A 20,962-nucleotide genomic window follows, 5' to 3' on the forward strand; every position below is an offset into this window, starting at 1 on the left:
AGGTGGCGCGTGATCGAACGGACCGGCAGCGGGGACCCCTACCGCACCGTCGGGCTCCTCTGGCGCACCGAGGCCCGTCCCAGCCGCGCCGGGCTCACGGTCGACGCGATCGTCGCCGCCGGGCTCGCCGTGGCCACCGAGTCCGGGCTGGAGAAGCTGACGATGCGCCGCATCGCCGCCGAGCTGGGCGTGGGGACGATGTCGCTGTACACCCACGTCCCGGGGCGCGCCGAGCTCATCGACCTGCTGGTCGACCACGTCAACGGGACGGTCCACGCCGGTGAGCCCCCGCTGCCCGACGACGACTGGCGCGCGGCGCTCACCGCCATCGCCGAGCGCAACCTGCGCCTGTACACGACGCATCCCTGGCTCATCGACGTCGACGTCTCGCGGCCACCGCTCGGCCCGGGCACGACGGCGAAGTACGACGCCGAGCTGGCGCCGCTGGTCGGGATCGGCCTCGACGACGTCGACGTCGACCGCACCCTCGCGCTGGTGCTCGACCTCGCACGGTCGGCCGCCCGCACCGAGCTTGCCGGCCGGGCGCGCGCGGGGTCCTCCGACGCCGACTGGTGGGCGAGCGCGGGCCCGCGCCTCGCGGCCGTGCTCGACCCGGCCCGGTACCCGCACGCCGCCCGCATCGGGGCGGCCGCCGGGCAGGCCTACGGCTCCGCTGTCGACCGGGAGGGTGCCCTCGGCTTCGGCTTGCAGGTCATCCTCGACGGGATCGCCCGGCGCCTCGGCTAGGGCCCTGGCCCGGCTCGCGTCACCCCGACGCTCAGACCCGTGTGCCCGTCGCGGCGCGGTCGGCGAGGACGGCCGCCCACGTGCGGCGCCCCCGCTGCGCATCGGCGCCCGCCAGGTTCAGCCCTCGGCGGTACGCGCGGCCCGCCGCCCCGGGCAGCGGCACGGTGACGGTGGGGCGCCGGGTCCGGCGCGCCTCGAGCAACGACGCGAGGATCTCGGGGGCGCCGAGCACCTCAGGGCCCACGAGGTCGGGCACCCGGCCCCGGGGCGGGCCGAGCGCCAGCTCGGCGAGCCGGGCGGCGACCTCGGCCGCCTCGACCGGCTCGACGCGCAGGTCGCGCGGTACCGGCACGAGCGGCAACCGGGCCATGGCCCCGACGGTGCGCAGGACGAGGTCGTGGAACTGCGCCGCGCGCAGGATCGTCACCGGGACGCCCGACTCGCGGACGGCGCGCTCGGCCCCCTCCTTTGCCCGGAAGTACCCCAGCGGCATGCGGTCCGCGCCCACCACCGAGATGAGGACGAGGTGGCGCACGCCCGCGCGCCGGGCGGCGGCCGCCACGTTGCGGGCGCCGACGTCGTCGCCCTTCGGCCCCCCGGCCAGGTGCACGACGACGGCGACCCCGTCGACGGCGTCGTCCAGCCCCTCGCCCTTGACGGTGTCACCCCGGACGACGACGATGCCGCCGTCGTCCGGGTGCGCGCGGCGGCTGAGCACGCGCAGCTGGGCTCCGGCGAGCAGCGGCAGCAGGTGCCGCCCGAGGGTGCCGGTGCCCCCGGTGACGAGCATGGTGGTGGCCATGGCGTTCTCCTTGTCGGTCACGTCGGCGCCCGTCGCGCCGTCATGTCCATGACGAGCCGCGAGAGAAGGACGTGACATGGCAGATCCGCGCCGGGGTGCCCAGTGGTTCGAGGCGCGGCGCCCGCGGCTGACCGCGCTCGCCTCCCGGCTCGTGGGTGCCACGGCGGACGCCGAGGACGTCGTTCAAGAGGCCTGGTTGCGCCTGCAGCGCACCGACACCGACGACGTCGAGAACCTCGACGCCTGGATGACCACCGTCGTCGCGAGGCTGAGCCTGGACGTCGTGCGGTCGGCGCGCCGACGGCGGGAGCTGTCGTGGCACGTCGCGGCGTGGCCGGAGCCCAGCCCGGCCCCCGGGCCGGAGGACGAGGTGGTCGCCGCCGACGACGCCGCCGTGGCCCTCCTCGTCGTCCTCGACGCGTTGAGCCCCGGGGAACGGTTGGCGTTCGTCCTCCACGACGTCTTCGGCGTGGGGTTCCGGGACATCGCCTCGGTGCTCGATCGCAGCGAGCCGGCGGTGCGCAAGCTCGCCTCGCGGGCGCGGGCCCACGTGCGGCAGGGGCCGGTGCGGTCGGCCCGCGGGGAGGCGAAGGTGGTGGAGGCCTGGCTGGCCGCTGCGCGCGACGGCGACTTCACCGCCCTGCTCGAGCTGCTGGACGACGGCGCGATCCTCCGGGCCGACTACGGCAGCCACAGCGAGACGATCCGGGGAGCCCGGCGGATCGCCGGGAGCGCCACCGGGTACGCCCGCGCGGCGGCGCACGCGACCCTCGTGCGGGTGGACGGGCGGCCCGCCGTCGCCGCCGCGGTGGGGGGTCGCGTGGCCTCCGTCATGGTCTTCGGCATCGAGGAGGGGCGGATTCGCACGCTCGACGTCCTCGCCGATCCTCGCCGCCTCGCGGCGCTCCCCGGGCTTGAAGCCCACCTCGGCCTGGGGTGACGCCGACCAAACGTCGCGCCCGGGCGGTCGGTCCGTCCTCCACCCCATCGACTCACGGACAGACATCCCCAGCGCCCGCCCCGCCCGGGTGCCACCCTCGCCGCACCGTGCTGAGATACCCGGAGCGAACATCGCCGGAGACCATCCTGCGGTCGCTCCACGAGGAGGAACACGATGCCGAACCCCGTCGTCAACAAGGCGAGCACGATCTGGAAGGGTGACCTGTTCACCGGGTCCGGGACCACCACCCTCGACACCTCCAACGTCGGGACGTTCGACGTCGCCTGGCGCTCACGCGCGGAGGAGCCGTCCGGCACCACGACCCCCGAGGAGCTCATCGCCGCGGCCCACTCGACGTGCTACTCCATGCAGCTGTCCAACATGCTCAAGGAGAACGGCACCCCGCCCACGCAGCTCAACACCGCCGCGGCCGTGACCTTCGTCGTCGGCAAGGGCATCACCGAGATCCACCTCACGGTCAACGCCCACGTCGAGGGCATCTCCGAGGACGACTTCCAGGGCCTCGCGCAGGGCGCCAAGGAGCAGTGCCCGGTGAGCCAGGCGCTCAAGGGCACGCCGATCGGGCTCACGGCGACGCTGATCTGAGCGGCGCCACCCGCAGCGGGGCGGGCCACGGTGTCTCCGCGCACCGATAGCCTGGGCGAATGACGCACCAGCTCACCCTCGCTGACGTCATCGGCATGCTCGAGCGCCGGTACCCGCCGGGCACGGCGGAGTCCTGGGACGCGGTCGGGCTCGTCGCCGGGGACCCCGACCGCCCCGTCCGCAAGGTGATGCTCGCGGTCGACCCCGTCCTCGACGTGGCCCGCGAGGCGCTCGCGTGGGGCGCCGACCTGCTGCTCACGCACCACCCTCTCTACCTGCGCGGCACGCACGGGGTCGGAGCCGACACCCCCAAGGGCCGGGTCGTGCACGAGCTCATCCGCGGGGGCTGCGCGCTCTACGTCGCGCACACCAACGCCGACAACGCGGCGGGCGGGGTGGCCGAGGCGCTTGCCGAGGCCCTGGGGATCGAGGACCTGCGCCCGCTCGTGGCCCAGCCCCGCACCGTGCTCGACGCCGTGGCCACCTACGTGCCCGTCAGCCACACCGAGGGCGTCCTCGACGCCCTGGCGGAGGCCGGCGCGGGGACCCTGGGCGCGTACGAGCGATCCGCCTTCGTCGTCGGTGGCAGCGGCACGTTCCGGCCGGTCACCGGCGCCGACCCCACCATCGGTGCGGTCGGGGAGGTCGTGACGGTGGCCGAGGAGCGCCTGGAGATGGTCGTCCCGCGCGGACGCCGCCAGGAGGCCATCGCCGCGCTCCGGGCCGCCCACCCGTACGAGGAGCCCGCGTTCTCCGTCGTCGAGCTCGCCCCCGAGGACGGCCCGACGGGGACCGGGCGCATCGGCACCCTGCGTGAGCCGGCGACGTTGCGCGCGTTCGCCGAGCGCGTCGCCGCCGCGCTGCCCGCCACGGCCCAGGGCATCCGCGTCTCGGGCGACCTCGACGCGGACGTGCGCACGGTCGCCGTGTGCGGGGGCTCGGGCGACAGCCTTCTCGGCACCGTCCGTGCCCTGGGCGCCGACGTCTACGTCACCGCCGACCTGCGTCACCACCCCACCTCCGAGGCTCGCGACGGCGGCCGGCCGTTCCTCGTCGACGCCGCCCACTGGGCCAGCGAGTGGCCCTGGCTGCCCCGTGCCGCCGAGGCGCTCGAGCAGGACGCCCGTTCCACCGGCGCCGCCCTCGAGACCAGGGTGAGCACCCGCGTCACCGACCCGTGGACCATCACCCTCGGACGGCGCGACGCCGGCCCAGGGGACCCGGCCACCCACCCCGACCACCCCACCGACGAGGGAGCCGACCAGTGACCACCGCACCCGTGGCCGACCAGCGCCGCCTGCTCGACATCCAGGCGCTCGACACGCGCGCCGCCCGGCTCAACCACCAGCGCCGCAGCCTGCCCGTGCACGCCGCGCTCGCCGAGCTCGACGGCCGCGCCGAGGACCTGGCCCGCGCCCAGCGTGAGGCCCGCACCGTCGTCTCCGACGTCCGCCGCGAGGTGACCAAGGCGGAGACCGACGTCGCCCAGGTCCGCGACCGCGCCGCCCGGCACCAGAAGCGGCTCGACGAGGGCACCGTCTCGGCCAAGGAGGCGCAGGCCCTCCAGCACGAGGTGGAGCAGCTCGCCCGCCGCCAGGGCGTGCTCGAGGAGATCGAGCTCGAGGCCATGGAGCGCCTGGAGGAGGCCGAGGGACGCGTCGCCGAGCTGGCCGCGCAGGAGGCCGCCATCGCGACCGACGTCGCCCGGCACACCGCGGAGCGTGACACGGCCTACGCCGAGCTCGACGCCCAGCTCGCCGAGGTCCAGGCCGAGCGCGAGAAGGTGGCGGCGCAGATCGACGCCGCGCTCCTCACCATGTACGACCGCGTCCGCTCCCGCACGGGCGGCCTGGGCGCCGTCGCGCTGTACGGCTCCCGCACGGAGGGCGCGCAGCTCGACTTCTCCCTCACCGAGCTCGAGGCCATCCACGCCGCGCCGCCCGAGCAGGTGGTGGTGGCGGAGGACTACGGCTACATCCTCGTCCGCATGGCCGAGAAGTGACCCAGCCCAGCCTTTTCGGGGACGACGCAGCGGAGGGGGGCGACCTGGTCGCGCTCGGGGGCGGCGGCCGGGCCGCGACGCCCGCGAGCACGCGCCGGCTCGTCGTCGAGGCCGACGGCGGGTCGCGGGGCAACCCCGGCCCCGCCGGGTACGGCGCGCTCGTCCGCGAGGGCGAGCGCGTGCTCGCCGAGCGCGGCGGCTTCCTCGGCGTCTGCTCGAACAACGTCGCCGAGTACACCGGGCTCATCGAGGGGCTGCGGGCCGCCGCGGCGATCGACCCGGGTGCGCAGGTGGAGGTCCGGATGGACTCCACGCTCGTCGTCGAGCAGATGTCCGGGCGCTGGAAGATCAAGCACGGGGACATGCGGCGCCTCGCCGACGACGCGCGGGCGGCGTTCGACCCCCGGCGCGTCACCTACATGTGGGTCCCGCGCGCGCTCAACGGCGACGCCGACGCCCTGGCCAACGCCGCCATGGACTCCCGCGGGGAGATCCGGCACGACTACGTCCGGGTCGCGGGCGAACCGACCGCCGCCGACCCCGCCTCCACCGCCCCAGCCGCCGCCGTCGTCGCCAACCCCGTCGCCGACCCCGCCTCCGCCGACCCCGGCGCGGCGGGCGACGTGGCCCCGCCGGCCGAGGTCCCGGCGCCCACCGCGCCGGAGGCGGCCCCGCGGCCCAAAGGCAGTGGCATCCCGATCCGCCGGGCCGACGGCGAGCCCGTCACCGTGGTCCTCGTGCGGCACGGCGTCACGACGATGACCGAGGCGGCGCGCTACTCCGGCGGCGACCGGCCCGGTCCGCCGCTGAGCGAGGCCGGGCGGGCCCAGGTCGCCCGTGCTGCCGGCCTGCTCGCCGGCCTCGGCGACACCCTGTGGACCGACCTGCCGCGGCCGACGGCGGTCATCGCCTCGCCCATGGTCCGCACGCAGGACACCGCCGCGATCCTCGTCGGGCGCCTCCGGCTCCCCGCGCCCGTCCTCGACGACGCCTTCGCCGAGTGCCGGTTCGGGGACTGGGAGGGGCTCACCGTGGAGGAGATGGAGGAGCGCTGGCCCGGGGAGCTGGCGCGCTGGGCCACCGAGGACGGCGTCCGACCGTCCGGGGGCGGTGAGTCGATGATCGAGCTGGGGGAGCGGGTCGGGGCGCGGCTGCGGGCGCTGGCGCACGAGCGCGCCGGTGAGACCGTCGTGGTCGCCGCGCACGCCGTCGTCATCCGGGCCGCCGTCGGCATCGTCGCGACGATGCCCCCGTCGGCGTGGAACAGCGTCCGGGTCCCACCCGCCTCCGTCACCGTGCTGCGCCTGTGGCCCGGTGGCGTCGGCGAGCTCACCGTCGTCGCCTGCCCGGCCGAGCTCGGGGCCTGAGCTCCGGCGGCGGGCCCGCCCCCTACGTGAGGTGCCGGGTCTTGACCGTGCGCTCGCCCGCGCCAGGGGCGTCGTCGGCGTCCTCGGCTGCCGTGACCTTCACGCCGTAGAGCGAGCTGATGACCGCGAGCACCTGCTCGAGCGGCTCCTCCGAGCTGAACGTCACCTGCATGTCGTCACCTCCAGGCCGGCGGCCCGGCGTCGGGCCGATGTGGCGCTCACGGTAGACCGCGCGCGGCCTCCGCGGCCGCGGTTCGGCAACGCGAATGCGTCTTCCGTCGATCACGGCGGGCGAAAACCCCTCCCGGCGCGGCCCGTCCTGGGTGTTCAATGGCGCTGGGCGGGCAGCCGGCGCCGGCGCGCTCGCGGGTCGAGGAGGTGCCCATGCGGGTCGACGCGTACGCGACGTCGCTGTCCTGGATTCCCTCGGAGTCGGTCTCCGGCTGGCTGCGGGCCAGCTTCGAGCTGGGCGTCTCCCACTACGACGAACCGCCGGTGGACCGGGTGGTCGGTGCGGACGCCGTCGCGCACCTACGCGCGGACGACCGCTTCCGCTTCGCCAACGTCCTGCACGCCTGGGCGGAGTTCGACGAGGAGCGGCCCGTGGAGTGGGGGTACGCCGCGGACTCGGGGCTGGTCATGGGCGCGACGACCGTGCGCGTGGCGAGCGTGGGGGCCACCTTCGCCGGCTACGCCTTGCCGGACCTGCGCCCCGAGCCCGCCGTCACGGGCGACGCCGTCACCTTCGGCCAGACCGTCGGCGGGCGCACCGGCGTGCCGCTGCCCCGGCCCGTGCCCCACCCCCCGTTCGTCCTCTGGCAGGCGCCGATCGTGTGGACGACCCTGCGCCTCACCCTGCGGGCCGGTCGGCCGGCGGAGGTCGACCTGCCCGGCGCGAGCGCGTTCCCCCGCCACTGGGTCTACGGCCCCGACGGCGCCCTCCTGCTCAAGAGCGGCCTCACCGACCAGAAGGGGTGGATGGACCACTCGTTCGGCCCCCGCACGCCGTGGGGCGAGCAGGATGCGCCGGCCCTCGTCGTCGCCGCGGAGAGCGAGCTGGAACGTCGCATGTCGCACGACCTCATGCGCGGCGAACGACCCCCGCAGATCCGCACCGTGCCGGCCGGCGACGTCGTCACCCGCCAGGGCGAGCCGGGCGCGGAGCTCTTCCTCCTCCTCGACGGGATCCTCGCCGTGGACGTCGACGGGACCCGGGTCGCCGACGTCGGGCCGGGCGCCATGCTCGGGGAGCGGGCGGTGCTCGAGGGCGGCCGGCGCACGTCGACGCTCACGGCCGTGACCCCGGTCCGGCTTGCCGTGGCGCCCGCCGAGGCGGTCGACGTGGAGCGGTTGCGCGCGCTGGCCGCCCTCCACCGCCGGGAGGAGTGAGCGGGGGGTGAACGGGACGTGAGCGGCACGGCGGACGACCTCCCGCAGGGCACGCTGACGCTGCTCTTCACCGACATCGAGGGATCCACCCGGCTCCTGCGCACGCTCGGGCCGGAGTACGCCGAGGTCCTCACGACGCAGCGCGCCATCCACCGTGACGCGTTCGCCCGCTGGGGCGGGCACGAGCTGGGCACCGAGGGCGACAGCTTCTTCGTCGTCTTCACCTCGGCGGGTGCCGCCGTCCGAGCGGCGTACGAGGCCCAGCGCGCGCTCGGCACCGCCCGGTGGCCCCGCGGCCTGCCCGTGCGCGTGCGGATGGGGATGCACACCGGTGAGCCGACCCGCCACGAGGACGGCTACATCGGCATGGACGTCCATCTCGCGGCGCGGGTGGCGGCCAGCGCGCACGGCGGCCAGGTGCTCCTCAGCGCGGCGACCCACCGCATCGCCAGCCGCCAGCACCTGCCGGGCCTGCGCTACGTCGACCTCGGTGTCCACCGGCTCAAGGACATCCCCGACGCCGAGCACCTCTACCAGCTCGCCGGCGCGGGCCTCGAGGAGCGGTTCCCGCCCATCACCGGGCTCGGCGCGCGGGCGAGCCTGCCGCCGTTCCGGACCTCGCTCGTCGGCCGGTCGTTCGAGGTCGCCGAGACGGCCGCCCTCGCCGTCCGGACCCAGGTGCTCACCCTCACCGGCCCCGGCGGGGTGGGCAAGACCCGCCTGGCCGTGGCGGCGGCGGCGGTGCTCGCCGACCGGTTCGCCGACGGGGTCTACTTCGTCCCCCTGGCGAGCGTCCGCTCACGGGAGGCGCTGTGGACGACGATCGCGGAGGTGCTCGGGGCCACGGGTGAGAACCGCTCCCCGCCCACGCTCCTCGCGTGGCTCGCCCGGCGCGAGCTGCTCCTCGTCCTCGACAACGTCGAGCAGCTCGCGGCCGCACCCGCCGCCGTCGCCGAGCTCACCGACACGGCGCCGCGCGTCCACGTCCTCGCGACGAGTCGCCGCCCGCTGCACGTCCACGGGGAGGTCGAGCACCGCGTGGGGCCGCTGGCCGTGCCGGCGCCGGGTGCGGGGCTGGGGGACGCCGCGGCGTCGAGCGCCGTCGAGCTGTTCGTCGAGCGCGCCCGCCTGGTCCGGCCGGGGTTCGCCCTCACCGTGGACAACGTCGAGGACGTCGCGGCTATCTGCCAGCGCCTGGACGGGCTGCCGCTCGCCATCGAGCTCGTCGCCGCCCGGTCGACGCTCCTCGGGCCGCGCGCGTTGCGCGCGCGCCTCGACGGCGCGCTGAGCGTCGCCAGCGCCGACGTCGACCGGCCCTCGCGCCAGCGCACGCTGCGGGCGGCGATCGCCTGGAGCTACGAGCTGCTCGGGCCGGAGCTGAGGTCGGCGTTCGCCCAGCTCGGGGTCTTCGAGGGCGGGTTCGGTCTCGATGCGGTGGCCGCCGTCGTCCGGCCCGGCGGGGCGGCCGCCGACGGGGTGGTCGACGCTGGGATCACCGACGGCGGGGTGGCCGGCGCTGGGACCGCAGACGGCGGGGTGGTCGACGGCGGGGTGGCCGGCGGCGGCGGCGCGGCGTGGGACCCCCTGGACCTCGTGGGCGCCCTGGTCGACGCCAACCTCCTCATGGCCCGGGAGGGCCCGGACGGTGAGCCGCGGCTGCGGATGATGCGCACCATCGCGGCCTTCGCCCGGGAGGTGCTCGAGGCCGGGGGAGACGCCGACGCGACCCACCGGCGGCACGTCGCGCACTACCTCGGCGTCGTCGAGCGCGTGAGCCCCCGGCTGCGCAGCGCCCAGCACCTGTGGGCGCGCGACCGGCTCGAGGCCGACCTCGAGAACATCCGTGCCGCCCTGCGGTGGTCGCTCGGAGCGGCGGACGGGGACCGCCCGCAGCGGCCGGCGCCGGACCTGGCCGCCGGCCTGAGGCTGTGCCAGCAGCTGGGGTGGTTCTGGTACGCGTGCGGCTACCACGGCGAGGGTCGCGCGTGGCTGCGGCTGGCCATCGACGCCGGTGCCGGCCAGGAGAGCCGCGAGCTGGTCGGCGCCCTGCACGGCCTCGCCGTGCTCCTGCTCGCCAAGGGCTCGGCCGAGCAGGCGCGCGACCTGCTCGAGACCTGCCTCGACTTCTGGCGGCGCGCGGGTGAGCCGGGCGCCGTGGCCGGGGAGCTCAACAGCCTCGCCCTGGCCCACCGCGCCCTCGGCGACGGCGCTCGGGCGCGCGAGCTGCTCGAGGAGAGCCTCGCGCGGGCGCAGGAGGCCGGGGAGCCGGGCCGGCAGGCCAACGCCCTGTCGAACCTGGCGGCGCTCGACATCGACGCCGGGGACTACGACGGCGGGATCGTGCGGTTGCGTGAGGTGCTCGCCGTCGACACCGAGCTCGGTGACGCGTGGGGGATGGCGGCCGACCACGTGAACATCGGTGGGGTGCTGCTGCGCGCGGGCCGCCTCGACGAGGCGGAGGAGCACCTCGCGCGTCACGGCCCGGCAGCGGCGGCCATGGGCGACACCGAGCTCACGGTCGACGTCATCGAGCTGTTCTGCGTCGTCCGCGCGCTCCGGGGCGACCTGGCCCGGTCCGCGCGCCTGCTCGGCGCGGCGCAACGGATCCGCGAGGACGCCGAGCTCCCCATGCCCGAGCCGGACGCGGCATGGCTGCGCACGGTCCTCGACGGCGCGCGGCGGGGGACCGACGGGACGTCGTGGGTGGACCAGGTGGCGGCCGGGACGGAGCTGGGGGTCGCGGACGCCCTGCGCGAGGCGCTGGACGGGGCGGGGGCCTAGGCGGGTCTGGCCGCGAGCGGGGCCGGGCGGGCCCGGTGGGGCTCTAGCCCGGGACCGCGAGCTGGAACCACGAGGTGCGGCAGCCGCCGTCGGACTCCTCGATGCCGCAGTCCGTCGAGAGGGCACGCAGGAGCGCCGTTCCCCACTCCTCGGCCTCCAGGGGCGACGGCGGGTCGTGCGCGTCACCGGGCGCGTGATGGGCGCTCACCTCGACGACGCCGGCCGTCGTGAGCACCTCGAGCCGGACCGCGGTGCCGGGGGCGCTGTTGAGGACGGCGAGGCCGACGAGCTCGCCGGTGAGCAGCTCGACGGTCTGGTTCTCGAACCCCGTGATGCCGTGCCGGGCGGCCACGAGCGCCGCCCAACGCCGCGCTGTGCGGGGGGCGGATCGCTCCGTCGGGAGCTCCAGGTGGTCCAGTGCCACGGGCGGGTCGGTCGCGCTGCGCCCCCCGTCGAGGAGGCGGAGCTGCGGACGCTCAGGTTGATCGGCCACGCGCCTACTCTGGTGGGTTTCCGGGAGGCTCGCACCCGGGGAGCGCGGGCTGGCGGGTGTCGGCGGTCACCGGATCGATCATGGGTGGCCCGGCTGGCGCGGGGTCGGCGCGCCCGGCGCGATCGGCGGCCGGCCGGGCAATCCGGGCCTACGCTCGGGCGGAGCAGCGGGTCCACAGGAGGGTGCCGTCATGGCCGAGAAGTCGAAGAGCTCCGCCGTCGAGATCGACGTCGCGGGGCGCACCGTGCGGGTGTCCAGCCCCGAGCGGGTGATCTTCCCCGAGCGGGGCCTGACGAAGCTCGACGTCGCCGAGTACTACGTCGCCGTCGGGGAGGGCATCCTCAACGCGCTGCGGGACCGGCCGACGACGCTCGAGCGGTGGCCGAAGGGCGTCTTCGAGGGGGCGAAGATGGCGACCCGCACCGACAGCGAGGGTGACGCGTTCTTCCAGAAGCGGGTGCCCAAGGGGGCGCCGGACTACGTCGAGACGGCGCACATCACGTTCCCCAGCGGCCGGTCGGCGGACGAGATCGCGCCGACGGAGCTCGCCGTCGTCGTCTGGGCGGCCCACATGGGCACGCTGACGTTCCACCCGTGGCCCGTGGTGCGCGCCGACGTCGACAAGCCGGACCAGATCCGCATCGACCTCGACCCCCAGCCGGGCACCGACTACGACGACGCCGCCCGGGTGGCGCCGGAGGTCCGAGCCCTCCTCGAGGAGCTCGGCATGGAGGGCTTCCCCAAGACCTCGGGCGGGCGCGGGCTGCACATCTTCGTCCCCATCCAGCCGAAGTGGGACTTCGTCGACGCACGCCGGGCGGCGATCGCCTTCGGCCGGGAGATCGAGCGGCGGGTGCCCGACCTGGTGACGATGAACTGGTGGAAGGAGGAGCGCGGCGAGAAGATCTTCATCGACTACAACCAGATGGCGCGAGACCGCACCATCGCCTCGGCGTACTCCATCCGGCCGAACAAGCGCGCCACGGTCTCGGCGCCGCTGCGGTGGGAGGAGATCCCGGACGTGGCGCCGAACGACTTCGACGTCCTCACCGTCCCGGGGCGGCTCGCGGAGGTCGGTGACCTCTTCGCCGGCGCGAACTCGCAGCGGTACGGCATCGAGGCGCTGCTGGAGATGGCCGAGCGCGACGAGCGCGACCACGGCCACGGGGACCTGCCCTACCCGCCGGACTACCCGAAGATGCCGGGCGAGCCCAAGCGCGTGCAGCCGAGCAAGGACCGCGACCGCAAGCGCTGAGCGGGGCTTGTGTTGGGCGGGGGCTTGAGCGGGGCGGGCGTTGGGCGGGGCGCGCGAACCGGCGGGGCGCGCGTAGCTGGGAGCTTGAGCGGGGCGGGCGTTGAGCACGGCGCGCGGAGCCCCCGGGTGGTGCCCTGCCGAGTTCGATAGTCCCCGCCCAGTTCGCTAGTTCATGCCGAGTTCGCTAGTTCTGCGTAGCGAACTCGGCACGGAATGGCGAACTCGGCGCTGGTGCACTGCTCGAGTTCGCTGATTCATGCCGAGTTCGATGGTTCTGGCGAGTGGAATCGGCGTGGGTTGACGGTCTCGGCGGGGACGAGCGACCGTGGCGCGGCCGTCGACCGGCGTGGAGGCGTCTCCGTGGCGGCGCGCCTCCACAAGCGATGGCAGGAAGCGGTTGTCCACAGATCGGAGCCCCCGGCCGCCTGCGCACGGGCGGGCCCCTCTAGCGTCGTGCCATGGCGGCGAACAGTGGTGTTCGGGTGGCGGTGGGGATTCTCGCGGCAGGGTTGGCGCTCGCGGGGTGCGGGGCAAGTGGCGACGGCAAGGCGTCCGGTTCGCCGTCCGCCAAGGCCGCATCCACCGAGACTGTGACGAGCGTGGAGCCGCTCGGGACGGCGACCCCCGCGCCGCCGGTGCCGAGCTCACCGCCGCCTCCGCCGCCGAACGTTCCTGCGCCGGAGCGCCCGGCGGAGATGGACCTCCAGGACCAGACGGGGTCGGTGGCGGCGGCCCAGTACTTCTTCGCGCTGCTTCATTACGGGACAGCGACCGGCAACCTGGCGGCGTGGGACGCGATGGTGCATCTGGACTGCGCCCAGTGTGGGCGTGAACGGCAGGCAATGATCGACGCGCACGCGGCCGGCCAGTATGACTGGAACGATCGGGAGGTCCGCCAGGTCTGGGTCGCGCCGCCGGAGGACGGCAACTTCTCCGTGACGTTGGAGCTCGAACCGACACCGCTGACCGAGCCGGCGCCTCCCGACGCCGTCCCGCTGCTCGTCATGGAGTTCAGGCTCCGGTGGGGTGATGCCGGCTGGCAGGTGCATCAGGTGGCCTATGGCGGCCCGGAGCAGGTGCCGGAGTGGCCGTCGGACGCGCCGTCGCCGTCACCGCCCCCGCCGTCGCGGTAGGGGGTGTGGCGGGACGGCGCCGATGGGGCACGCCGGTCTCAGACCCCGGCGTCTGCCTCACCCCTGGTGATCGTGCAGAAACGCCGGGCGCGGTCGGCGCGCGCTCGGTTGTGTTGATCAACGGCTTGTTGGAGTGGCGAGGGGCCAGGTGGCCCACCCGTTGGGAAGGTTTCGCAGGACAGGTGTGGCTGCGTCGAGGCGTTCCGCAGCAAACTCTTGAGAGCGAGACCGTCCGGTGCTGACGCCGTCAGGGTAGGTGAATGCGTACTCGACCCAGGGGCGGAATCCCCGTTCAATGGTTTCCCGGTAGTGTCCGGCGGCGACCGCGAGCACGTGCTGCTCGAGCTCGTCAGCTTCTACGTCCCAGTTCGAGTCACAGGCGTCGCAGCCGCAGATCGGGTGAAGGAAGTCATGCAGCAGACCCGCGTGCAGAGAGATGCCCGGGTATGCGGTGAACACGAAGGTGAGCGTCGCGCAGGCCGGGTCGTTCGGGCGGATCCGCACCGCGCGCACCACGTCGGAGATCGGGCGGAGGAGGTCCGCCGCTACTTCCTCATCCTCCTGGACGCCGACGTCGTAAGTGTTCCGCAGGTACGCGATAAGAGCGTCGGCGATGGTGTGGATGGGCGCGAAACGCTCGGGGTGGGTGTCGACCGAATAGGTGTCCTCCGGGGGTGAGCCGCTCCACCGACTCCCATAGTCGATGACCTGCCCGTCGGCGTCGCGGAAGACGGGCGCTTCGATCGGCGGCCGGGCGTAGGGGGTCACGCACTCATCCTCACAGGGGCGCGCCGTGCTTGGGAACGCGCGCGACCGTGGGCGGGGTGCCCGTCAACAGTCGCTCGCAGAAAGCGGAAGTACGTGAGCAATGCGGACTAGACGTAGAACCCGTCACGGAGGTTGATGCCGTGCTCGACCCAGACCTTGAGGGCGGCCAGCATGGTCGACCACCCCTCGCAGTTGTCGAAGGCGTGCTTGGCGCCGTCGGCGGTGGGCTGCCACGAGGACTCGGTGATGGTGACCAGGGTGCGCGTGTCGCCGTCGACGGGCTCGAACTCGAAGGTCGTGGTGGTGGTGCCGTCGGTGGCGGTCGTCGCCTCCCCGCCCCACCGGATCACGAGGCGTCGCGGAGAATCGGCCTCGACGACCGTGACGGGGAAGGCTCCGGGGAAGTCGTGGAAGTCCCACGTGACGTCGTTGCCGGGTTCGAGCCGGCCGCGGGCGCCGCCGGTCGTGAAGTAGCGCGACAGCTGCTCGGGGTCGGCGACCGCTTCGTACACCTCGGCGCAGGGACGGGCGACGCGGCCCGAGACGGTGAAGGACAGCTCGGTGAGCTCCGGGGGAGTGGACATGTTGTAAAGTTACAACATGTCTGGTGAGCGGGACAACAGCGACGACGACGTCTTCAAGGCGCTCGCGTCCGGCACCCGGCGCCGCATGCTCGACGTCATCAAGGCGCGACCGTGCACCACGGGGGAGCTCTGCGCCCAGTTCGCCGAGCTCGACCGGACGACGGTCCTGCAGCACTTGAGGGTGCTCGAACGCGCGGAACTGGTCACCGGCCGGAAGGTGGGCCGGGAGCGGCACCTCGCGCTGGCGCCCCTGCCCATCAAGCGCATTTACGACCGCTGGCTCGGCGACTACACCCGGGCGGCCGTGGGGCTGCTCGCGGACCTCGACTCAGGCGCTCGCTAGAGCGGTGTCGCGGCCGCGGATGTCGGGGGCTCGCTCCGGTCGCCGGTGCCATCGGAAACGCCTGGTCTCCGCATCGGTTCTCCCAGCAGCCTTGGTCGACGGGGGCTGCTAAGACGTTCCCGCGGGAACGCGTCGTCGACGGTCGTATCCGATGCGTTTCCGCGGAAACGCTTTGGCGGCGCATGTACGCGAACCCGACCGGATTCCTGTGGACATTCGTCGCATTGTCCACAGATTGTGCCGAAGCCCTTCCCAGGCGACTGGGCGCCGCTCTAGCGTCTGGCCATGGTGGGGATGCGGGGTGGCATGCGCGCCGTGGCGGGGCTCGTCGCTGCGTCCGCGGTGCTCGCCGGTTGCGGCGGGTCAGCGTCCCCTGGGCCGTCGCCGAGCGTCGAACCGACGACGGCGCCCAGCGCGACCCCATCGGGGACGCCGGCGCCGGGGCCGACGGACTGGCCGATGCCGGAACGCCCCGACTCCATGGACCGTGACGACGTCGTCGGTGCTAAGGCGGCCGCGCAGTACTTCATCGAGATGTACCCCTACGTGTACGCGACCGGGGACCTCGAGGAGTGGCGGGAGATGTCGCACGAGGAGTGCGAGTTTTGCTTCACCGTCATTGACAACGTCGAACAGATGCACCGTGACGGCGAGTACGGCCTCGGCGGGGGCATCACGGTCGACGAGGTCATGGTCATGGACCCGGAAGGAGGGGTAGAGGGAGTAGCCGTGGCGCTGCGGGTCACGGAAGCTCCGTCAGCCGTGTACTCCGAGGCGGGCACCGTGCAGAGCAGCACGATGGGTGGTGACGCCTACTACGTCCCAACGCTGGTGCGGGAAGCGGACCAGTGGCTTGTCACGACCCTCGCGATAGACACGGACATCGAATGATGTGGCCATTCTCCCGACTGGCATTCGTCGGGGCGCTCGGCGTGGCACTGACAAGTGGGCTGAGTGTCCAGACGTCAGCGCTCGACCCGGAATCGGCGCCCGCACCAGCACCCACATCAGCACCCGCGCCAACGGTCCGAGCTGAGGCCGACGGAGCGGCGCAGGTGGATGTCGGAGCGTTGGCTGAAAGACTGAACCCCAGCACACGCCACCCCCGGCAGGGTGAACCCAATCCCCCTCAGAATCCTAATTTCCCCGCAACAGCGAATCCTGGAATGGACTCCATTCCCCCGGTGGCTGACCGTTGTTGGCTCATCCTCTTCACCAACGGCCGGGATCGGGAATGGATTTCTTCCTGCGACGTCCCCGCGTTGGTGGGCGGAACGGAGCTCACGCCGTCGTTCGAGTGGGCCACCCCCGCGGATCCCGCGGCGCCGGGGGAGCCGGTTCCGTTGCCTCCCGGCGAGCCTGTGATCGTCACCGCGCAGGATCTGCAGTCACTACCGATCGACTCCGGGGGTCTGACGGTGCAGCCGGACCGGGGCTGGGTGCTCGTCAACATGGAGACGATCGCGCTGACCGGAGCCCGGGAGCACACGCTGGAGACGGTGGTGCTCGGGGTACCCGTACAGGTGCGAGTCGCGCCGGTGGAGTTCTCGTGGGACTTCGGGGACGGGTCGGCGCCGCTGGTCGGGACCGACCCGGGCGCGCCGTGGCCGGACCACACCGTGGCCCACACCTACACGGTGGCTGGTGATGCGCAGCTGACGTTGACCACGCAGTGGGAAGGGGCGTTCCTGGTCGAGGGCTCGCCGGACTGGATCCCGGTAACGGGTCGGGCGGTCACGCAGGAGGTCAGCGACCCCTTCGAGGTCGTCACAGCAACGCCACGCCTCGTCCGCAACAACTAGCGCCGCTGCCACCGCCGCAGGGCGCGGGATTGAAGGCCGCGTCTCGGCGCGGAGGGGCGCGAAATGCGGCGGCGCGCCCATCGTCTGCGGAGGCGCGAGAGGTGGCGCTCCTCGGCGCGGAGGGGCGCGAAGCGACGCGGGTCCGAGCGGTGCGGCACGATCAGCCCGTGAGCACGCGACTGGTCCTTCTCGCCGACACCCACTGGCCGAAGCGCGCCAAGAACCTTCCCGACCAGGTTTGGTCGGCCGTCGAGGAGGCCGACGTGGTCGTCCATGCCGGCGACTGGGTGGACGTCCGCCTCGTCGACGAGCTGGAGAGTCGCGCGCGCCGGCTCGTCGCCTGCTGGGGCAACAACGACGGCGCCGAGATCCGCCGTCGCCTTCCCGAGATCGCCCGTACGACGGTCGAGGACGTCCGCATTGCCGTCGTCCACGAGACCGGCTCGGCCCAGGGACGCGAGAAGCGCATGGACGCCCAGTTCCCCGACGTCGACGTCCTCGTGTTTGGCCACAGTCACATCCCGTGGGACACGGTCACCCCCGCGGGCATGCGCCTGCTCAACCCGGGCTCGCCGACGGACCGCCGTCGTCAGCCGCACTGCACGTACATGACGGTCGACGTGTCGGCCGGGGCCCTCGACGTCATCGTTCACCGTCTCTGACCGGTGGTGGTGCTGCGCCTCTCCCGCGGCAGTGCGTCGGGTCCTCCGCGGGCAGGTGTCGCATGCCCTGTGCGCTGCCCGATCGCGCCGCAGGTCGGGGACGCGGACGACCTAGCCTGCCCAGATGCGCGACGCCTCAGGCGCGGCCGGGCCGGCCCAGGACAACGGCCCACGAGAGCTCCGCCCGGCGTCGGGCGAACGGAACCGCGCCCGGGACCAGCGGCCCTCCACGGCCGAGCCGTCGCCGCTCGTACCAGCGGCGCCGATGACCGTGGGCGCGCTGGTCGCGCTGCAGCGCACGGCGGGCAACCAGGCGGCCAGCCGCTACCTCGCGGCCCATGCCCTACAGCCGGGGGTCCAACGAACGATCGCGCGTGGCTCGGGCACCGGCTGGGGGGCGATCAGGTGGGTGGCGGGCGGGGAAGCCCTGTGGACACGGATCGACCAGGGGTTCAACCGCGACATCTTCGCCGTCCAGGCGACGCTGACGGCGCTCACTGAGCAGCTGCCCGCCGGCAAGGCCAAGACCGGTGTCACGTCCGCGCTGAAGTCGCTCAACGCGTTCATCAAGAAGTGGGACGGGCGAACCGCGATCTACTTCCAGGCCAACGCCGAGGCCGGCCAGACGATCACCGCGATGGAGCTTGCCGGACAGATCGAGGGCGCGGTCTCGCGGGGCCGAACCGCCGCAGAGGCGGGCACGAAGGCCGTCGACGCACTTAAGGCGCCGTCGAAGGCGGACGCGGGGACGGCCGCCGGGGAGCCGGAACCGTTGAGGATCGTGGTGGGCGGCCCGGACGCCCGGCCGTCGGCCATCAGCGGAGCCACGGGCGGCAGACGCCCCCCAGGAGGGGAGGGTGCTCTCGCATCCCAAGGACCCGACAGCGCACCGAAGGAGGGCGGTGGCGACGCCCCCTCGACCTTCGCATTGGTCCACGAGACCACACCCATGCCCGAGCCCGTAACGACACCGGAGCCCGTAACGACACCGGAGCCCGTGACCACGCCGGAGCCCGTGACCACGCCGGAGCGGGGGACGGCCACTCCTCGGCGCCCCAAGCCCCCGACCAAGGCTGAGCTCGCCGCGCGGGAGCAGGAGGAGAACCGCAGGCTCAACGCGATCAAGAAGGAGCGCCTTGAGGCGAAGACCGCCGCCGTCGACGCCTTCGCGACCGCGCTGCGGGAACGCACCGGCGCATTGCTCGCCTCGGAGCGGATCGCCGGCGTCGGCTTCGCTCAGACCTGGCGCACGGAGCTCACGACGGTCATGGAGCGAGCGAAGGCCAAGGTCCGGAGTGGCGTGGAGGTGCGCCCGGCTCTGCAGGAGGCCTACACGACATGGACCACGACGCTCGACGTCGTGCGCAGCCGGAACCGGGCCGATCGGGTCGGCACCACCGCGCTCTGGCAGGGGTGGACGGGCCTGGACGACTATCGCATCGTCGAGGGCCTGCCCGGGGCTCAGTACACGCCGCCCGAGCGCGCGCCCGTGGAGGGCCCGGTCACCGAGGCCGGGCTGGCACCGCAGGCACCGGCGGACTGGATTCCGGAGCCGGAACCGGAGCCCATCCCGATTCACGTCACGTACGACCGGAAGTCGGTGAGAGCGCCCACCAGCTCGGTGAACGGGAGGACCGCGACGGAGGTCACCGACGAGATCCTCAGCGGTCCCCCGGTCCCGGAGCGCATCCACGGCACCCTCGAGGTGGAGGACCAGCCGTACCCGCACGTGTACTGGGGCGGCAGCGACCTGGGCCTGGGGGATGGGCGCTACCGCTTCTGGAGCGGCATCGGCCCGGCGCGGGTCGCAGGGCCCGAGGGCGCCGCCGCGCAGGTGAAGGTCAAGCAGGTGCTCGACGCCTACGTCGCCTCCGCCGTGGTCCCGAAGGTCGCCGCCGCGATGCGGTCATTGAGCTACGCCGAGTACGACTGGCCGTCGTTCGTGACGCTCGCGCCGCCCGAGCCGGCGGACACCGGCCGTGCCGTGGACCCGCAGGGGGAGGCGGTCGGGTGACCTGGGACGGCTCGTGCGGGGCCCGGTGACACCGGGCCCTTCCTGAGCTGCGCCCTAGCCGACGTCGGCGCCCAGCAGCGACCGCAGGTCGTACTTCACCGGCTCCTCAAGCTGGTCGTACGTGCACGACTCCGGGTCCCGGTCCGGGCGCCACCGGCGGAACTGGGTGGTGTGCCGGAAGCGGTCGCCCTCCATGTGGTCGTACGCCACCTCGAGCACGACGTCGGGCCGCAGCGGCACGAACGAGAGGTCCTTGCCCGAGCTCCACCGCGACTGGGCGCCGGGCCGGCGGTCGCCCTCCACGCCGTCCGCCGACATCCACGGGTGCTCGGCGTCCTCGGCGACCAGCGGCGCGAGCTCGGTGACCAGCTCCGCCCGCCGCGCCGTCGTGAAGGAGGCCGCGGCGCCGACGAACTGCAGCGTCCCGGTGTTGTCGTACAGCCCGAGCAGGAGCGAGCCGACCAGCGGCTTGTCCGGCGTCGACGTCTTGTGCAGCCGGTACCCGGCGAGGACGACGTCGGCGGTGCGCTCGTGCTTGACCTTGAGCATGACCCGCTTGTCCGGCTGGTAGCGGGTGGCGAGCGCCTTGGCGACGACGCCGTCGAGCCCCGCGCCCTCGAACTGGGAGAACCACTCGGTCGCCGTGGCGTGGTCGCGGGTGCGCGGCGTGAAGAAGATCGACGGCCCGTCCAGGCCGAGCGCGGCGAGCCGGCCCTGACGCTCGGACAGCGGCTGGTCGGTGAGGTCCTCGTCGTCCAGGGCGAGGAGGTCGAAGACCACCATGCGGGCCGGCGTCTGCTCGCTGAGCAGGCGTACCCGCGAGTCGGCGGGGTGGATCCGCTGCTGCAGGGCGTCAAAGTCGAGGCGGCCGTCGCGGGCGAGGACGATCTCGCCGTCGACGACGCAGCGCGGCGGGAGCTCAGCCCGCACCGCCTCGACGAGCTCGGGGAAGTAGCGGGTCATCGGCTTGGTGTTGCGGCTGCCGAGCTCGACGTCGTCGCCGTCACGGAACGTGATGCAGCGGAAGCCGTCCCACTTCGGCTCGTACGCGTAACCGCCGTCGACGGCGTCCGGCTCGGGGATCGCCTTGACGGCCTTGGCGAGCATGGGCAGGACGGGCGGCATGACGGGCAGGTCCATACCCGTGATCGTGCCATTGAGGTCCGACGGCGGCACGGGCGTGGTCGTCCGGGCGTGGCCGCTCCGGGCCCGCCGAGGGTCGCTGCGCGGTGAGCCGACGCGGGCGCGCCCCCGCACGGGCGCGCCGATCCGGG

Annotated in this window: 21 protein-coding genes; 15 read left to right on the forward strand and 6 right to left on the reverse strand. The window is 73.9% G+C overall.

From position 1 onward, the window contains the following. Window positions 1-9 precede the first annotated feature (9 nt). Window positions 10-747 carry a TetR/AcrR family transcriptional regulator gene (locus tag EBO36_RS05680; RefSeq protein WP_122823756.1) on the forward strand — a complete coding sequence of 246 codons (738 nt, stop codon included), beginning with the start codon at window positions 10-12 and terminating at the stop codon, window positions 745-747. Window positions 748-778: 31 nt separating this feature from the next. Here the strand turns inward: EBO36_RS05680 and EBO36_RS05685 are convergent, their stop codons facing one another. Further along, complete coding sequence (locus tag EBO36_RS05685) at window positions 779-1,549, reverse strand: SDR family oxidoreductase (RefSeq protein WP_122825477.1); 771 nt, start codon at window positions 1,547-1,549, stop codon at window positions 779-781. Between the two features lie 76 nt (window positions 1,550-1,625). Here EBO36_RS05685 and EBO36_RS05690 point away from each other — a divergent pair, with 76 nt between their 5' ends. From EBO36_RS05690 to EBO36_RS05710, 5 genes are all read left to right on the forward strand, one after another. Continuing rightward, window positions 1,626-2,489 (forward strand): sigma-70 family RNA polymerase sigma factor, encoded by an 864-nt coding sequence (locus EBO36_RS05690; protein WP_122823757.1) that lies wholly within the window; start codon window positions 1,626-1,628, stop codon window positions 2,487-2,489. 174 nt (window positions 2,490-2,663) lie between these two features. Further along, window positions 2,664-3,095, forward strand: coding sequence for an OsmC family peroxiredoxin (locus EBO36_RS05695; RefSeq protein ID WP_122823758.1), 432 nt, complete (start codon window positions 2,664-2,666; stop codon window positions 3,093-3,095). A gap of 59 nt (window positions 3,096-3,154) precedes the next feature. After that, window positions 3,155-4,363, forward strand: a complete 1,209-nt coding sequence (locus EBO36_RS05700) for a Nif3-like dinuclear metal center hexameric protein (protein ID WP_122823759.1) — start codon at window positions 3,155-3,157, stop codon at window positions 4,361-4,363. After that, the gene (locus tag EBO36_RS05705) at window positions 4,360-5,097 is read left to right on the forward strand and encodes a zinc ribbon domain-containing protein (protein ID WP_122823760.1); all 738 of its coding nucleotides are present in this window, start codon (window positions 4,360-4,362) and stop codon (window positions 5,095-5,097) included. Before EBO36_RS05700 ends, EBO36_RS05705 begins: the two co-directional genes overlap by 4 nt. A gap of 44 nt (window positions 5,098-5,141) precedes the next feature. Next, on the forward strand, window positions 5,142-6,464 hold the full coding sequence (locus tag EBO36_RS05710; RefSeq protein WP_122825478.1) for a bifunctional RNase H/acid phosphatase: 1,323 nt from the start codon (window positions 5,142-5,144) through the stop codon (window positions 6,462-6,464). A 22-nt stretch (window positions 6,465-6,486) separates the two neighbouring features. Here the strand turns inward: EBO36_RS05710 and EBO36_RS15270 are convergent, their stop codons facing one another. Then, entirely contained in the window at window positions 6,487-6,636 is a 150-nt protein-coding gene (locus tag EBO36_RS15270; RefSeq protein WP_164471362.1) for a hypothetical protein, read from the reverse strand. A 212-nt stretch (window positions 6,637-6,848) separates the two neighbouring features. Here EBO36_RS15270 and EBO36_RS05715 point away from each other — a divergent pair, with 212 nt between their 5' ends. Both EBO36_RS05715 and EBO36_RS05720 read left to right on the forward strand, forming a co-directional pair. Beyond that, the gene (locus EBO36_RS05715) at window positions 6,849-7,853 is read left to right on the forward strand and encodes a cyclic nucleotide-binding domain-containing protein (protein WP_164471363.1); all 1,005 of its coding nucleotides are present in this window, start codon (window positions 6,849-6,851) and stop codon (window positions 7,851-7,853) included. Window positions 7,854-7,871: 18 nt separating this feature from the next. Next, a complete protein-coding gene (locus EBO36_RS05720) occupies window positions 7,872-10,634 on the forward strand; it encodes an ATP-binding protein (RefSeq protein WP_122823762.1) in 2,763 nt (920 codons plus the stop codon). Window positions 10,635-10,677: 43 nt separating this feature from the next. Here EBO36_RS05720 and EBO36_RS05725 read toward each other — a convergent pair whose 3' ends face one another. Next, window positions 10,678-11,127, reverse strand: coding sequence for an ATP-binding protein (locus EBO36_RS05725; RefSeq protein ID WP_127572829.1), 450 nt, complete (start codon window positions 11,125-11,127; stop codon window positions 10,678-10,680). A 190-nt stretch (window positions 11,128-11,317) separates the two neighbouring features. Here EBO36_RS05725 and ligD point away from each other — a divergent pair, with 190 nt between their 5' ends. Together ligD and EBO36_RS15275 are read left to right on the forward strand one after the other, a co-directional pair. Beyond that, window positions 11,318-12,382 (forward strand): non-homologous end-joining DNA ligase, encoded by a 1,065-nt coding sequence (ligD, locus tag EBO36_RS05730; protein WP_122823764.1) that lies wholly within the window; start codon window positions 11,318-11,320, stop codon window positions 12,380-12,382. 458 nt (window positions 12,383-12,840) lie between these two features. Continuing rightward, window positions 12,841-13,515, forward strand: coding sequence for a DUF6318 family protein (locus EBO36_RS15275; protein WP_127572827.1), 675 nt, complete (start codon window positions 12,841-12,843; stop codon window positions 13,513-13,515). Between the two features lie 117 nt (window positions 13,516-13,632). Here the strand turns inward: EBO36_RS15275 and EBO36_RS05740 are convergent, their stop codons facing one another. Then, a complete protein-coding gene (locus EBO36_RS05740; protein WP_122823766.1) occupies window positions 13,633-14,283 on the reverse strand; it encodes a DUF6226 family protein in 651 nt (216 codons plus the stop codon). A 107-nt stretch (window positions 14,284-14,390) separates the two neighbouring features. Beyond that, the gene (locus tag EBO36_RS05745; protein WP_122823767.1) at window positions 14,391-14,867 is read right to left on the reverse strand and encodes an SRPBCC domain-containing protein; all 477 of its coding nucleotides are present in this window, start codon (window positions 14,865-14,867) and stop codon (window positions 14,391-14,393) included. 16 nt (window positions 14,868-14,883) lie between these two features. Here EBO36_RS05745 and EBO36_RS05750 point away from each other — a divergent pair, with 16 nt between their 5' ends. The 5 genes from EBO36_RS05750 to EBO36_RS05775 all read left to right on the forward strand — a co-directional run bounded on the left by EBO36_RS05750 (window position 14,884) and on the right by EBO36_RS05775 (window position 19,688). Next, on the forward strand, window positions 14,884-15,210 hold the full coding sequence (locus tag EBO36_RS05750; RefSeq protein WP_122823768.1) for an ArsR/SmtB family transcription factor: 327 nt from the start codon (window positions 14,884-14,886) through the stop codon (window positions 15,208-15,210). 459 nt (window positions 15,211-15,669) lie between these two features. Beyond that, the gene (locus EBO36_RS05760) at window positions 15,670-16,101 is read left to right on the forward strand and encodes a DUF6318 family protein (RefSeq protein ID WP_164471364.1); all 432 of its coding nucleotides are present in this window, start codon (window positions 15,670-15,672) and stop codon (window positions 16,099-16,101) included. A 275-nt stretch (window positions 16,102-16,376) separates the two neighbouring features. Then, the gene (locus tag EBO36_RS05765) at window positions 16,377-17,012 is read left to right on the forward strand and encodes a PKD domain-containing protein (RefSeq protein WP_164471365.1); all 636 of its coding nucleotides are present in this window, start codon (window positions 16,377-16,379) and stop codon (window positions 17,010-17,012) included. Between the two features lie 167 nt (window positions 17,013-17,179). Next, window positions 17,180-17,674 (forward strand): metallophosphoesterase family protein, encoded by a 495-nt coding sequence (locus tag EBO36_RS05770; RefSeq protein ID WP_122825479.1) that lies wholly within the window; start codon window positions 17,180-17,182, stop codon window positions 17,672-17,674. 124 nt (window positions 17,675-17,798) lie between these two features. Continuing rightward, window positions 17,799-19,688 carry a hypothetical protein gene (locus EBO36_RS05775; protein ID WP_164471249.1) on the forward strand — a complete coding sequence of 630 codons (1,890 nt, stop codon included), beginning with the start codon at window positions 17,799-17,801 and terminating at the stop codon, window positions 19,686-19,688. Window positions 19,689-19,742: 54 nt separating this feature from the next. Here the strand turns inward: EBO36_RS05775 and EBO36_RS05780 are convergent, their stop codons facing one another. Continuing rightward, the gene (locus EBO36_RS05780) at window positions 19,743-20,828 is read right to left on the reverse strand and encodes an ATP-dependent DNA ligase (protein WP_122823773.1); all 1,086 of its coding nucleotides are present in this window, start codon (window positions 20,826-20,828) and stop codon (window positions 19,743-19,745) included. Between the last annotated feature and the right edge of the window lie 134 nt (window positions 20,829-20,962).

It is taken from the genome of Georgenia faecalis (genome assembly GCF_003710105.1).
Lineage (GTDB): Bacteria > Actinomycetota > Actinomycetes > Actinomycetales > Actinomycetaceae > Georgenia_A > Georgenia_A faecalis.